This is a genomic window from Mycolicibacterium vinylchloridicum, assembly GCF_013404075.1.
Lineage (GTDB): Bacteria > Actinomycetota > Actinomycetes > Mycobacteriales > Mycobacteriaceae > Mycobacterium > Mycobacterium vinylchloridicum.
The window spans coordinates 26,270-39,999 of record NZ_JACBJQ010000047.1 but is presented as its reverse complement, the minus strand read 5'-3'; the positions used below and the strand labels follow the sequence as shown (position 1 = coordinate 39,999).

At 67.4% G+C, this 13,730-nt stretch carries 14 protein-coding genes and 1 pseudogene; 9 read left to right on the top strand and 6 right to left on the bottom strand.

The window, feature by feature from the left end; translation table 11 throughout:
• From HPC46_RS27075 to HPC46_RS27065, 3 genes and pseudogenes are all read left to right on the top strand, one after another.
• A pseudogene (locus tag HPC46_RS27075) lies at nucleotides 1-299 on the top strand (NADH-quinone oxidoreductase subunit M); the annotation flags it as partial.
• Nucleotides 296-1,861: an NADH-quinone oxidoreductase subunit NuoN gene (gene nuoN / locus HPC46_RS27070; protein ID WP_179475273.1), complete on the top strand. Its 1,566-nt coding sequence runs from the start codon at nucleotides 296-298 to the stop codon at nucleotides 1,859-1,861. The pseudogene HPC46_RS27075 and the gene nuoN, both read left to right, overlap by 4 nt.
• Nucleotides 1,861-2,640, top strand: coding sequence for an enoyl-CoA hydratase (locus HPC46_RS27065; protein WP_179475272.1), 780 nt, complete (start codon nucleotides 1,861-1,863; stop codon nucleotides 2,638-2,640). The genes nuoN and HPC46_RS27065 overlap by 1 nt, the downstream gene beginning before the upstream one ends.
• Before the next feature lie 22 nt (nucleotides 2,641-2,662).
• Here the strand turns inward: HPC46_RS27065 and HPC46_RS35815 are convergent, their stop codons facing one another.
• The 4 genes from HPC46_RS35815 to HPC46_RS27045 all read right to left on the bottom strand — a co-directional run bounded on the left by HPC46_RS35815 (nucleotide 2,663) and on the right by HPC46_RS27045 (nucleotide 6,551).
• Nucleotides 2,663-4,039: a cadherin-like domain-containing protein gene (locus HPC46_RS35815; RefSeq protein ID WP_179475271.1), complete on the bottom strand. Its 1,377-nt coding sequence runs from the start codon at nucleotides 4,037-4,039 to the stop codon at nucleotides 2,663-2,665.
• Between the two features lie 186 nt (nucleotides 4,040-4,225).
• Nucleotides 4,226-5,032: an SDR family oxidoreductase gene (locus tag HPC46_RS27055; protein ID WP_179475270.1), complete on the bottom strand. Its 807-nt coding sequence runs from the start codon at nucleotides 5,030-5,032 to the stop codon at nucleotides 4,226-4,228.
• A gap of 14 nt (nucleotides 5,033-5,046) precedes the next feature.
• Nucleotides 5,047-5,934, bottom strand: coding sequence for an SDR family NAD(P)-dependent oxidoreductase (locus tag HPC46_RS27050; protein ID WP_179475269.1), 888 nt, complete (start codon nucleotides 5,932-5,934; stop codon nucleotides 5,047-5,049).
• 14 nt (nucleotides 5,935-5,948) lie between these two features.
• A complete protein-coding gene (locus HPC46_RS27045) occupies nucleotides 5,949-6,551 on the bottom strand; it encodes a TetR/AcrR family transcriptional regulator C-terminal ligand-binding domain-containing protein (protein WP_179475268.1) in 603 nt (200 codons plus the stop codon).
• 42 nt (nucleotides 6,552-6,593) lie between these two features.
• Between HPC46_RS27045 and HPC46_RS27040 the strand changes: the two genes are divergently transcribed.
• From HPC46_RS27040 to HPC46_RS27025, 4 genes are read left to right on the top strand one after another with little or no spacing between them, the layout of a single operon-like run.
• The gene (locus HPC46_RS27040; RefSeq protein ID WP_179475267.1) at nucleotides 6,594-7,733 is read left to right on the top strand and encodes a phosphotransferase family protein; all 1,140 of its coding nucleotides are present in this window, start codon (nucleotides 6,594-6,596) and stop codon (nucleotides 7,731-7,733) included.
• A gap of 5 nt (nucleotides 7,734-7,738) precedes the next feature.
• Nucleotides 7,739-8,881: an Rv3169 family protein gene (locus HPC46_RS27035; RefSeq protein WP_179475266.1), complete on the top strand. Its 1,143-nt coding sequence runs from the start codon at nucleotides 7,739-7,741 to the stop codon at nucleotides 8,879-8,881.
• 15 nt (nucleotides 8,882-8,896) lie between these two features.
• Nucleotides 8,897-9,868, top strand: coding sequence for a TIGR03617 family F420-dependent LLM class oxidoreductase (locus tag HPC46_RS27030; protein WP_179475265.1), 972 nt, complete (start codon nucleotides 8,897-8,899; stop codon nucleotides 9,866-9,868).
• 47 nt (nucleotides 9,869-9,915) lie between these two features.
• A complete protein-coding gene (locus HPC46_RS27025; protein ID WP_179475264.1) occupies nucleotides 9,916-11,247 on the top strand; it encodes a flavin monoamine oxidase family protein in 1,332 nt (443 codons plus the stop codon).
• Here HPC46_RS27025 and HPC46_RS27020 read toward each other — a convergent pair.
• Nucleotides 11,244-12,191 carry an alpha/beta fold hydrolase gene (locus tag HPC46_RS27020; protein ID WP_179475263.1) on the bottom strand — a complete coding sequence of 316 codons (948 nt, stop codon included), beginning with the start codon at nucleotides 12,189-12,191 and terminating at the stop codon, nucleotides 11,244-11,246. The two genes, HPC46_RS27025 and HPC46_RS27020, sit on opposite strands and share 4 nt — an antisense overlap.
• A 125-nt stretch (nucleotides 12,192-12,316) precedes the next feature.
• On the opposite strand from HPC46_RS27020, the gene bluB reads away from it, so the two are divergent.
• A complete protein-coding gene (gene bluB / locus HPC46_RS27015; protein ID WP_179475262.1) occupies nucleotides 12,317-12,961 on the top strand; it encodes a 5,6-dimethylbenzimidazole synthase in 645 nt (214 codons plus the stop codon).
• 13 nt (nucleotides 12,962-12,974) lie between these two features.
• On the opposite strand, the gene HPC46_RS27010 is transcribed toward bluB, so the two are convergent.
• On the bottom strand, nucleotides 12,975-13,274 hold the full coding sequence (locus HPC46_RS27010; RefSeq protein ID WP_179475261.1) for a hypothetical protein: 300 nt from the start codon (nucleotides 13,272-13,274) through the stop codon (nucleotides 12,975-12,977).
• Between the two features lie 155 nt (nucleotides 13,275-13,429).
• Here HPC46_RS27010 and HPC46_RS27005 point away from each other — a divergent pair, with 155 nt between their 5' ends.
• Nucleotides 13,430-13,693 (top strand): hypothetical protein, encoded by a 264-nt coding sequence (locus tag HPC46_RS27005; RefSeq protein WP_179475260.1) that lies wholly within the window; start codon nucleotides 13,430-13,432, stop codon nucleotides 13,691-13,693.
• Nucleotides 13,694-13,730: the final 37 nt, after the last annotated feature.

Genomic DNA, 13,730 nt, shown 5'->3' with positions numbered 1-13,730 from the left:
TCACCCGCTACCCGGCTTTCGCCGTCATCGCATCGGCGGCGCTGGTGCTCTCCGCGGTCTACGTGCTGTGGCTATATCAGCGGATGATGACCGGGGCCGTCACCGACGGCAACGAGAAGGTCCGGGATCTGCGGCCGCGAGAACTTCTGGTGGTGGCGCCGCTGATCGCGCTGCTGATCGGGCTGGGGATCTACCCCAAGATCGCCCTCGACGTCATCAACCCCGCGGTGACCGCGACGCTGACGTCGATCCATCAGCCCGACCCGGCACCCACCGTCGCGGAGGGAACACGTCCATGAACGCGCCCAGCATCGAATACGGCCAGCTCTCACCGATGTTGATCGTCCTCGGTGTAGCCGTCGCCGGGGTGCTCGTCGAGGCCTTCGCGCCCCGCAAGGCCCGCTACCCCGCCCAGGTCACCCTGAGCGTGGCCGGGCTGGTGGCCGCGTTCGTCGCCGTGGTGCTGCTGGGTCGCGGCCTGCACGGCGGGGTCGGGCAGGCCGTCGTGGTCGGTGCGGTTGCCGTCGACGCGCCCGCACTGTTCCTTCAGGGCACCATCCTGCTGATCGGGATCCTCGGCGTCCTGCTCATCGCAGAACGGCGGGTGCCCGCCGAATCCGAGGACAGTGCAGCGGGTTTGGATGCATTCACCCCCGATGCGTCGGCCGTACCGGGCAGCGTCGCGGAGAAGATCGCCACCAAGGCCGCACTGGTGCAGACCGAGGTGTTCCCGCTGACCATGTTCGCCATCGGCGGCATGATGATCTTCCCCGCGGCCAACGACCTGCTGACCATGTTCATTGCGCTGGAAGTGTTCTCGCTGCCGCTGTATCTCATGTGCGGCCTGGCTCGTCGCCGGCGGTTGCTGTCCCAGGAATCCGCGCTGAAATACTTTCTGCTCGGCGCGTTCTCGTCAGCCTTCTTCCTCTACGGCATCGCCCTGCTCTACGGCTATGCCGGCACCTTGAGCCTGACCGGCATCGCGCGGGCGATCCAGACCAGCACCGACAACACGACGCTGGCACTCATCGGCGCGTCGCTCGTCACCGTCGGCGTGCTGTTCAAAGTCGGCGCGGTGCCGTTCCACTCCTGGATCCCCGACGTCTATCAAGGCGCACCAACCCCCATCACCGCCTTCATGGCCGCAGCCACCAAGGTCGCCGCGTTCGGTGCGATGCTGCGCATCTTCTACGTGGCACTACCCGGCCTCAACCACGACTGGCGGCCCGTCCTGTGGGCGGTGGCCATCCTCACCATGGCGGTCGGCACCGTGACCGCGGTTACCCAGACCGACGTCAAGCGGATGCTCGCGTATTCGGCTGTGGCACACGCCGGTTTCATCCTCACGGGTGTGATCGCCGCCAACCCCGCCGGTCTGTCGGCAACGCTGTTCTATCTGTTCGCCTACGGCTTCTCCACCCTGGGCGCGTTCGCCGTCGTGAGCGTGGTCCGCGACGCCAACGGTGCCGAGGAGACCGATATGGCCCGCTGGGCGGGGCTCGGCCGTCGCTATCCGCTTGTCGGCGTGGTGTTCTCGCTGTTCCTGCTCGCGTTCGCCGGCATCCCACTCACCAGCGGCTTCGTCAGTAAGTTCGCCGTGTTCAAGGCCGCCGGGCAGGGTGGGGCCATCCCGCTGGTGGTGGTGGGCGTGATCGCCTCGGCGATCGCCGCCTACTTCTACGTGCGGGTGATCGTGCTGATGTTCTTCACCGACCCGCCCGAGGACGCCCCGGAAGTCGTCACGCCCAGCTCATTGAGCGTCGCGACGATCACGCTCACCGCCGCCATCACGTTCGCGCTCGGCGCACTACCGCAGCCGTTGCTCGACCTGGTCGACCATGCGGCTAGATTCCTCGATTGATGATCCTTCTCAGCGATGACCACGGCGCCGTCCGGGTCTTGACGATGAACCGGCCCGAGGTGCGCAACGCGTTGAGCACCGAACTCTTCGAGGCGCTCCACGCCGCGCTCGGCGAGGCCGACGCCGACGACTCCGTGCGTGCGGTGGTGCTCACCGGCACCGATCCGGCGTTCTGCGCGGGCGTCGACCTCAAGCAGGCGCAGAGCCTCGGCATGGATTACTTCGGCCGGTTCGACAAGATGAATTGCATGAACGCGATCGTCGAGCTGAGCAAGCCGGTCGTCGGCGCGATCAACGGCCCGACCTTCACCGGTGGTTTGGAGATCGCGTTGGCGTGTGATTTCCTGATCGCCTCGGAGCGTGCGGTTTTCGCCGACACCCACGCCCGCGTTGGGATCCTGCCCGGTGGCGGGATGACGGCGCGGCTGCCACGGCTGGTGGGTTCCGGGATGGCCCGGCGGCTGTCGATGACCGGGGAGGTGGTCGACGCACATCGGGCCGAGCGGATCGGACTGGTCACCGAAGTCGTTGCCCACGAACAGCTTCTGGACCGTGCTCGCGAGCTGGCAGGCCAGATCGCGGAGGTGCCCGGCCCGACCATGGCCGGCCTCAAAGAGATCTATCGCACCGGGACCGCAGCGCTTACCGGGCCGGCGCTGAAAGCCGAGCGCGCGGTCGCCGGGGCGGCTTCGGTGGACACCGGAGCGCTCGCCGCCCGCCAGCGTGAAGTGGCCGAGCGCAACAAGCGGCAGATCAGTCCCACCGTCGGCCGTGGATGAGGGGTAGCGCGCGAATTGCGCGTCACACCTCCTCGCCACTCGGGGGCTCGTCGGCTTCCGGTGCTATCGGGACGATGACGATGATTGCTGTACCGCCTCCGTGGCCGTCCGCGACGAAGACGGCGAAGCTGTCGTGCGTGGTGGCGAACGGCGCACCCAAAGCGGCGGCAAGGTGACGTTGTTCGGCCGTCGGGTTGTAGGTGAAGGAGCCGTCGCTGAATACATCGACGTAGCCGCCACCCGCGCTGGTCGGGTTGACGGTGTAGCTCAACGAGTCCGCATCGGGATCGGCGACACCGGAGATTGATCCGGTGACAAATCCGATGATGTCATCGACTTGCAGGTCGGCAACCGTTCCGCCGGTGGGATTGCCATTGGCGGGGCTGACGGCAACATCCACCCTCGTGCTGGCGGTGCCACCGTAGCCGTCGCTGACGGTGACGGTGAAGCTGTCAGCCTTCACGGCATCGGATGCATTTACCGCGGCAGCGGCATGGCGAATCTCAGCGGTGGGCACGTACGTAAAGGAGCCGTCGGGGTTGACGGTCACTGATCCCCCGAGCGCGCTGGTCGTCGGTCCACTGAAGTCAAGGTTGTCATTGTTGGAGTCTGCGGCTCGCATCTGGCCGGCGACGGTGCCGGTGCCCGCGGACGTGCTGGCCGTGTAGCCATTGACCACGGGCGGTTGGTTGGTGGCTGCTACATCGACCACCACTAGCGTGCTAGTTGTGTCGGGTCCGCTGAGACCGAGATTGACTGCAAAGGAATGGATTACGGACTGAAGGCGGCCCATTGGACCCGATAGCCGGTAACCGAGGCCATTGTCCGCGGTCACGGTGAAGCTGACCGTTCCACCGTGGTGAGCGACCTCCGAATCAGGCGTGACGGTGAAGCTTCCGCCGGGGTTGACCTGCACGAGGGCATTGCCGGGCTGGCTGACCGTGTAAACCGGCCTCCCGGCGTGACGAGTGCTGTCACGGAGTTGCCCGGTGACGACGCCACTGAGGGGGTCTTGGGAGTGTTGAACCGCGATGATGCTGGGCGGCCGATTGAACAGGGTGTAGCGCAGTTCGCGGTAGACCCAACCCAACGTCGCGTTCGCGATCATCAGCCGCCGCGGTATACCTGCCGGTCCCGTTGTAACAGCGCCGCGCACAACGATGTTGGTCGATCTCGGCACTGATAGCTGTGCCGTCTCGTTCGCGGGTGCGCTCGGCGTAAGTCCGACCGGCCGGTGGGCGATCCCGCGCACCTTGGGAGCCCTCGCCTTGGGACCGGCGTCGCTGTTCGAGGTGTTGCCGTCTGCGCCGGGGTGCGCGGTGTCGGCGTGCGCTAGTCCGGTTCCGCTCGCCAGCGCAGCACAGACACCGACGGTGATCGCGCCTACCCCAAGCCACACGGTGATCTGACTACTGCGAGGTTCGACAAAAGTTTTTTCAACCTCGATTGAAATCATGGCCTCAGCGTAATTGACCTGTTGGCATATTTCAATGGCTGTTGAATTACACCGTTAGGAGGGCTTCCCGTGCGGCGATGGACCCCGTACGGCGCTGAGGAGGCCGCAGGTGAACTCACTGGCGCTTGTTCAGCCCGGATTTGGCCGATAGCGCGGCAGATCGGGCACCTCGCCCGACGTGAGCCACGCGCCACCGTCGACGACGACGATCGCGCCGGTGATGTAGGACGCGGCGTCGCTGGCCAGGAACAACACGGCCCGCGCGACCTCGGCGGTGGTTCCCGCGCGCTGCAACGGAATCTGCGGCATGGCGGCCAATTGCTCGCCGGCGATCCGCGCAACACCCTCGGTGCCCGCCATCGCCCCAGGAGCCACCACGTTGACCCGGACCCCGTCGGCGCCCCACTCGATCGCACACGCCCGGCTCAGCGCGTCGACACCCGCTTTCGCCGAGACGACGTGTGCCTGCATTGCCATCCCCCGGTATTGCGTTGCCGCACTGATGTTCACGATGGCCCCGCCGTGGCGATGCAACCAGCCTTCGTAGGCGGCCTTGGACACGTTGAACGTGCCGAGCAGATCGATGTCGACGACGGCTTTGAACCCGTTGGCGCTGAGCCCGGATATCGGGGCCGGGAAGTTCCCCGCTGCGTTGTTGACGACGATGTCCAGGCGCCCGAACCGCTCGAGAACCTTCTCGATGGTGGCCGTAACCTCCTCGGGCCTGCGGACATCACACACGGTGTAGATCGCATCGACCCCGGTTGCGCGCAACTGTGCCACCGCGGCTTCGAGATTGGGTTCTTTCCTGCTGCAGATGGCGACGCCGGCACCGTGCGCACCGAGCATGCCGGCGACCTCGAGGCCGAGGCCGGTCGCGCCGCCGGTGATCAGCGCGACCTTGCCGGCCAGCAGATCGGTCCGGTACGGACTCACATGGCCGCTCACCACTAGCCCAACGCGGACGTGGTGTTGGTGAACGGCGCGAAGCTGCCGTCCAGCACTTCAAGATGCCCGATGGTGCGACCCGTGACGACGTTGGCGTCGACCAGCGCCAGTTCTGCTGCGGCACGGGCGAACTCGTCATCCGGAGACACGCTGGCGAACTCGTTGCGGTAGTACGACAGGCCCGGAGTCGGGATCGGCCGCGACGGTGCCAGCGCATTGACCGCGATGTTGTGGCGCTGCAGATCGTAGGCCGCACACCAGGTCAGGTGCTCCAGTGCCGCCTTGGATCCGCCGTAGCCGGGCAGCACTCCGCCGCCGAAGTTCTCATACGGCCCATCCCCGGGCACCCGGGAGGCCACTGAGGTGACGTTGATGATCGAGCCGGCGCCCGCGGCGAACATGTCCGGGCAGACCAGCTGGATGAGTTCGTAGGAGGCGAACACCCCGATCTCGAAATGCCTGCGATAGGCATTCGGCGGGATCGCCAGGAATCCGGGCCAGTCGGCATTCACCGCGGCCGGTGCGCCCTTGGGCTTCGGCGTCTTCGGTGCTGCATCCGGCTTGGGCGGGCGACCCGGTGCGGTGAACGCCGCATTGTTGACCAGGATCGTGACCGGACCCAGCGCGGTGCGGGTTTCATCGACAAGCCGGGGCAGGTCATCGCGCTCGAGCAGGTCAGCTTGGATGGCGACGGCCGTCCCGCCGGTGGCTTCGATGGCGGCGACGGTCTCGCCGATCGTGCCCGGCAGACGCTCGTCCCACTGCTGTTCGGTACGGGCCACCACCGCCACCGCGGCGCCCTCGGCGGCCAGGGCCAGCGCGGTCGCTCGGCCCAGCCCACGGCTGGCGCCAGTGACGATGGCGGTTCGGCCGGCCAGGCGTCCAGACATCGCGATCCTCTTCTCTAGAGCGCCACCCCATGTACGAGGATCGCCGCCGTCTGGTCGACCCAGCTCGCGTCGAGAACGTCCTCGGGGCGTAACAACAACCGCATCATCGTCGCACCACCGATCAGCTCGATGAGCCGTTCCGGGTCGACGTCGGCGTGAACTTCACGGCAGTGCACCGCCTCCACGAGACGATCCCGCACCGCGGCGAACACATCGGTGAACCGCGCCATCACCCGGGCGTTCAGGTCCGCGTCGGCGCTCATGTCGGCGATCAGACCCGGCAGCGCGGCGCGCACCACCGGGCTGGTGAAGACGTCGCGGGTGGCGGCGAGCATGGCACGCACATCGGCGGCGATATCGCCCGCGGGCGCGGCCAGGGCGCTCGGCGCCGTTGGGAAGGCAGCCTCGTGAACCAGCTCGGCCTTGCTGGACCAGCGACGGTACAGCGCGGTCTTCGTCGTGCCCGCCCGTTCGGCGACTGCCGCCAAAGTCAGATTCGGATAACCGATTTCGACAAGCAGCTCCGCGGTGGCACGCAGTATGGCAGCGTCGATACGCGGATCGCGGGGCCTCCCCGGGACCGCGGCCTTGTCAAGCGAAGACGCGTCTGCTTTCATAACGCTACCCACCGTATCGTAATAGGGTTGGAGAGGACAAAGGTGACCAACCAACCGACTGTAGAAACCGACCTCGATCGGTTGCAGCGTTCTGGTCGTGACGTCAGCACCGTTCCCGCGCTGCTGTCGGAATGGCTGTCCACCGTCATGCCGGGCGGCGTGAAGCCGGAGGTGACCGTGGAGAGCGGCATCGACTCGAACGGCATGTCGTCGGAGACGATCATCCTGACCGGCCGCTGGGAAGAGGACGGCAAGAAGGTCGAGCAGAAGTGGGTCGCCCGGGTGGCGCCCACCGAGGAGGACGTCCCGGTCTTCATCACCTACCGGATGGACCATCAGTTCGACGTCATCCGCCTCGTCGGCGAACTGACGGACGTACCGGTGCCGAAGGTGCGCTGGATCGACCCGACCGGCACGGTGCTCGGTGCTCCCTTCTTCCTCATGGATCATGTCGCGGGCATCGTCCCCCCAGATGTGATGCCCTACACGTTCGGCGGCAACTGGTTCGCCGATGCGCCCGCCGAACGGCAGCGTGCATTGCAGGACGCGACGGTCGAGGTGCTGGCCAAGTTGCACGCGATCCCCGACGCGGCCCAGACCTTCGGCTTCCTGGCCGAGGCCGTGCCCGAGGGGGACACCCCGCTACGTCGTCAATTGAACTGGCTGAAGGGCTGGTACGAGTTCGCCGTCCCCGATATCGGTCGCTCCCCGCTGGTCGAGACCGCCCTGCAGTGGCTCGAGGACAATTTCCCCGCCGACGTAGCGGCGACCGAGCCGGTCCTGGCATGGGGCGACTCGCGAGTCGGCAATGTGCTCTACGAGGATTTCCGGCCTGTCGCGGTGCTGGATTGGGAGATGGCGACACTCGGCCCGCGTGAGCTGGACGTCGCGTGGATCATCTTCGCGCACATGGTGTTCCAGGAACTCGCCGGGCTGGCCGGAATGCCGGGCCTGCCCGACGTCATGCGCGAAGAGGACGTTCGTGCCACCTACGAGAAGCTGGCCGGTGTCGAACTCGGAGATCTGCGCTGGTTTTACGTCTACTCCGGAGTGATCTGGTGCTGTGTGTTCATGCGTACCGGCGCGCGACGCGTGCACTTCGGCGAGATCGAGAAGCCCGAGGACGTCGAGTCGACGTTCTACCACGCCGGACTACTGCGCCGGCTTATTGAGGAGGCGTAGCCCGAATGCTCGGACCGCTCGACGAATACCCCGTCCACCAGGCACCGCTACCGATCGCCTGGCCGGGATCCTCGGACCGAAACTTCTATGACCGCAACTACTTCAATGCGCACGACCGCACCGGGAACATCTTCCTGATCACCGGTATGGGCTATTACCCCAACCTCGGGGTCAAGGATGCCTACGTCCTGGTACGCCGCCGGAGCCGCGGGGCCGGCGACATCGGGCCGAGCGACACGCAGACCGCGGTGCACCTGTCCGACGCGATCGACCAGGATCGCCTCAATCAGCACGTCAACAGCTACCGCCTCGAGGTCGTCGAGCCGCTGCACAAGATCCGGATCGTGATGGACGAGACCGAGGGTATGGCCCTTGATCTCACGTGGGAAGGCCTGTTCCCGGTGGTGCAGGAGCAGCCACACATCATGCGCCAGGGCAACCGGGTTACGCTGGATGCCCAGCGTTTCGCCCAATTGGGTTCGTGGACAGGGCATATCGCGATCGACGGCGAGGAGATCAAAGTCGATCCGTCGGCGTGGATCGGCAGCCGGGACCGGTCGTGGGGCATCCGCCCGGTCGGCGAAGCCGAGCCCGCCGGACGGCCGGCCGATCCGCCGTTCGAGGGCATGTGGTGGCTGTACGTGCCGATGGCCTTCGACGACTTCGCGATCGTCCTGATCATCCAGGAAGCACCGGACGGCTTCCGCTCGCTCAACGACTGCACGCGGGTCTGGCGCGACGGCCGGGTCGAGCAGCTGGGCTGGCCGCGGGTGAAAATCCACTACCGTTCCGGCACACGCATTCCCACCGGCGCCACCATCGAGGCCACCGACGGTGCGGGTGCGGTGCTCCGTTTTGACGTCGAGTCCAAACTTCCCGTCCCGATTCACGTCGGTGGCGGCTACGGCGGAGACTCGGACTGGATCCACGGCACCTGGAAGGGCGAGAAGTTCACCGAACGGCTCACCTACGACATGAACGACCCCGGCATCGTCGGGCGTACCGCGTTCGGCGTGATCGACCACGTCGGACGCGCGGTCTGCCACGACGGCAATTCGTCGGTCGAGGGGTGGGGCTTGTTCGAGCACGGCGCCCTGGGCCGTCACGACCCGTCGGGCTTCGCGGACTGGCTGACGGTGGCGCCCTAGCCCCCCGTGAAAGTCATGACTGCCCTTTATGGGCCAACCGATGCGGTCGATCGTGCGCGCGCGCTGCGCGAGGCCGGCGCCAGCGGCGTCTTCACATTCGAAGGGCCGCACGACGTGTTCGCGCCGCTGACCCTGGCCTCCGCTGTCGGCGGGCTGGGCCTGATGACCAATGTGGCAATCGCGTTCCCGCGCAATCCGATCCAGTTGGCGCACCAGGCCTACGATCACCAGCTGCTCGCCGAGGGCCGGTTCATCCTGGGCCTGGGCACGCAGGTGCGCGCGCAGATCGAGAAGCACTACGGTGCGGCGTTCGACAGGCCGGTCGCGCGGATGAGTGAGCTTGTCCGTGCGCTGCGGGCGATCTACCACACGTGGCAGACCGGCGAGCGCCTGGACTTCCGCGGTGAGTACTACCGGCACACCCTGATGACGCCGATGTTCAATCCTGGTCCGAATCCCTTTGGGCCGCCACCGATTTACGTCGGCGCTTTGGGCCCTCGGCTGACCAGGGCCACCGCGGAGGTGGCCGACGGGCTGCTGGTCATGCCGTTCGGCTCGGCCAAGTTCCTGCGTGAGTCGACGATGCCCGCGGTACGTGCGGGCCTGGCTGCCGCGGGGCGCACGGAATCGTCCTTCGCGGTGGTGCCCGAAATCATCCTGTCAGCCGGTACCGATCACGACGCGACGCGGCGGCTGCTGTCGTTCTACGGGTCGACCCCGGCCTACCGGCCGGTGCTGGACATCCACGGCTGGGGTGACCTGCAACCCGAGCTGAATTCGATGTCCAAACAAGGCAAATGGCTGGAGATGGCCGGGCTGATCACCGACGAGATGCTGCACACCATTGCGGCGTGCGGTACCCCCAAACAGATCGCCGCGCATATCCGCGAGCGTGTCGACGGCGTCGGCGACACCGTCTGCCTCTACCAGCCGGGCCCGATCGCGATTGACACGCTGGCCGAGATCGTCGACGAACTGGCCCGCTAGCCGCCGTTCACGGGTTTGCACTCTCCCGAGTGCGCAACACTGGTGGAGTGGGTTATGACGTTGTGGTCATCGGCGCCGGCTTCTCAGGCCTGGTTGCCGCACGTGAGCTGGTAAAAGACGGATTCGACGTGGTGGTGCTCGAGGGTCGTGACCGGGTCGGCGGACGATCGAGCACCACGACGCTGGCCGGAGTTCCCGTCGATCTCGGCGGCACGTTCGTCGGCCCCACCCAGGACGCGGTCCTGGCGCTGGCCAAGGAACTCGACTGCCCCACCGAGCCCACCTACTGCGAGGGCGCCAACCTCATCCGCTGGCGGGGCAAGGTGCGGTCGTACCACGGCACCGTGCCCCGGTTGGGGGTACTCCAACTGCTCGACATCGCCCGGATCCAATGGCAGGTCGATCGGCTCGCGCGCACCGTCGACATCAGGAAACCGTGGGCGGCGCCCAAGGCCAAGCAGCTCGACGGCACGACCCTGGGCGGCTGGCTGCACTCGGTGGGCGCCAGCGCGTCGTCGCGGGATCTGTTGGCCATCATGGCCCGCGTGACCTGGGGCGCCGAACCCGACGAGGTCTCGATGCTGCACGCGGTGCGCTACGTCAACGCCGCCGGCGGGCTGGACCGCATGCTCGACGTGGTCGGCGGCGCCCAGCAGGACCACTTCCCCGGCGGCACCCAGCAGATCGCCCTCAAGATGGCCGCCGAGCTGGGTGAGCGAGTCCGGCTCAACGCGAGCGTCTCCCGGATCGAGTGGTCCGACGACGCGGTGGCCGTCACGTCCTCGGGCGGCGTCGTGGAGGCACGCCGCGCGATCCTGGCGATTCCCCCTGCCCACCGGCAAGGCATCGACATCGCGCCGCCCCCGCCGATCGGCTACCAGCAGCTGGCCCAGCGCTGGCCGCAGGGCGCGCTGAGTAAGGCCTACGCCGCCTACACCCGGCCGTTCTGGCGGGACAAACGCCTGTCCGGTCAGGCGCTGTCCGACCAGGGACCGGTGTTCATCACCTTCGATGTGAGCCCCGGCGACGACGGCCCCGGAGTGCTGCTCGGCTTCGTCGACTCCCGCGGGTTCGACGCGCTCGCCCCCGAACAGCGTCGCGAGAAGGCGCTCGCCGGCTTCGCGGCGTTGTTCGGACCCGACGCGGAGAATCCGATCGAATACCTCGACCATTGTTGGGGCGCAGAGACTTTCGCGCCCGGCGGGCCGACGGCAGCGGTACCGCCAGGGGCATGGACGGAATTCGGCCCGCTACTGCGTGAGCCGATCGGCCCGCTGCATTGGGCCAGCACCGAGACAGCTGACGAGTGGACCGGCTTCCTGGACGGCGCGGTGCGCTCCGGTCAGCGCGCGGCGGCCGAGGTCGCCGCGACGCTCTAGGAGCTGATACGGCGCTGCGCGCTCACCGATTCGGCCAGTGCGCGCAGATGCGCGTTGACGGTCTCGGGATGCTCCAGGATCGCGCAGTGTCCGCCGGGTACCTCGACCAGTTCGGCCAGGTTCGGCGCCGCGTCGGCGATCTTGCGGGCCTGGCACATCGGCAGCAGCCGATCGTGCGTGCTGCCGATGACCAGGGTCGGCACGGTCAGGCCGGTGAGGTCGATATGACGCGGACCCATCTCGTCGACGAGTGCCCGTGCCCAGGCGCCCCGTCCGGCAGCGGGGGTGGCGGCGAACAGATCGTGGATCAGGCGCGCGACCGCGGGGTCTGCCCCGGCGCCGACGGCCATCATCGCGACGAACCAGCGGCTGCCGGGCTGGGCGCCGCGGACCAGCGGCGCCCCGCCGAACGTCTTGATCATCCGGCGCGCGGCCGCTGAGCGACCGCCGGCCAGCATCGTCGGCACCCGCAGCAAGTTGATCTCTTTGAGCAGGTCACCGGTGGTGGTGTTGATCAGGGCGACGGCGTCGGCGCGGTGCGCGACCCGATGCCGGTAGCGGTCCGACCACGCGCTGATTGCGATCCCGCCCATCGAATGTCCGGCGATGAGGGCCCGCTCCCCTGGTCGCAAGGTGGCCGACAGGACGGCATCCAGGTCACCGGCCAGGTGCCCGAGGCTGTAGGCCGACCGGTGCGCCAGCCCGCTGCGGCCGTGTCCGCGGTGGTCGTAGGCGATCACCCGGTAGCTGCGCGACAGGTCGTTGATCTGCTCGTGCCAGACCCGGATGGCGCAGGTGATGCCATGCGCCAGCACGATCGGGTAGCCGTCCTCGGGCCCGAAGACCTCGGTGTGCAGACGCGTGCCGTCGGCGGCTTTGACCTCGACGATGTGGCTGGGCGGCAACGTGGGGCCGCTGAGAACGGCCGCATGGGATACCGACATCACTCCCCCTTGGACGGTGCGGCGGCGCTGCCTCACCGGGGTTATCAGCCTAGCCGGAACTGCGCCTGCGAACCGTGAGACCGCGCCCGTCGTTACCGCTCTGTGGCGCTCTCTAGGATGACCCGGTGACCGAGCACGCGTTCTCTGACGAGGAGCGCCGCGCCGTCTACCGCGTGATCCACGAGCGGCGCGATATGCGCAGGTTCCGTCCGGGCAGCACGGTGTCCGAGACGGTGCTGGCGCGCTTGCTCGCCGCAGCGCACGCCGCGCCCAGTGTCGGTCTGATGCAGCCGTGGCGGTTCCTGCGGATCACCGATGACGGTCTGCGCGACAAGATCCACGCGCTGGTCGACGAGGAACGTCGGCAGACCGCGGTTGCATTGGGCGCCAGGGCCGCCGAATTCCTGGCGCTCAAGGTCGAAGGGATCCTCGACTGCGCGGAGCTTCTGGTGGTCGCGCTCGGCGACGATCGCGACGGCCACGTCTTCGGCCGACGCACGATGCCGCACATGGATCTGGCGTCGGTGTCCTGCGCCATCCAAAACCTTTGGCTGGCAGCCCGCGCCGAAGGACTCGGCATGGGCTGGGTCTCGATCTTCGATCCACGGCGTCTGGCCGAACTGCTCGATATGCCCGCCGATGCCGAGCCGGTCGCGATCCTCTGCCTCGGACCGGTGCCCGACTTTCCCGACCGTCCCGCCCTGGAGATCGACGAGTGGACGTTTGGCCGCCCACTGGAAGAGTTCGTCAGCGAGAACCGTTGGGGCTAGCCGGTTTTCCCGGCTATCTTCCGACCGAGTAGCAGCCCACGTACGGAATGCAACCGGTGGCCCCGCCCGGCCACGCCGAACCACTGGGTCCGTTCGGGATCGATCCGCTGACGCCACCGGGACCGGCCGTGCCACCCGGCCCGCCGGGAATGCTGCCCGATGCGCCATTCGGGCCTGCCGTGCCGACCGAACACGGGCTGCCATCGGGGTTGACACAGCCTGGGTCGGCGGCGGCCGGCGAAGCAGCCACGATCGAGACAGCTGCGGCACCCGCGAGAAGAACTGATGCCAGCGAAACCGCCTTCAGTGCCATGCGGATAGATATACCGCACTTGACGCGCGCACACATCTGGCCGTGGTACGCGTGGCCGAACCTGAGCCCAGAGGCGATGTCATCGCCCAGGAAATCAGCGGAAAGTGTGCGACGTAATGTCACCAAACTCAGCCAATGCGAGTAAAACGACAAGGATGAAGACACTGTTCGCCGCCGCGGCCGCGGCCACAGCACTGTTGCTGGCGCCCGTCGCACACGCCGACGTCGTTGTCGGTCCTGACATCGTCGTCGGACCCGACGTCGAAGTCGGCCCCGGGATCGCCGACCCGGAGCCGGCCAACGCGGTACCGGTCGCAGACGCCTTCGACGCCGCAGCTCAAGCCGCTGCCGGACGGCCTCCGTGCCTGACCAACGACGGTGTCCCCTACTACACGCCCGGCGATTCACCCTGCTCCTGACTCGGGCGAACACCGCGCCGTGCCGCAATAAGCTCCC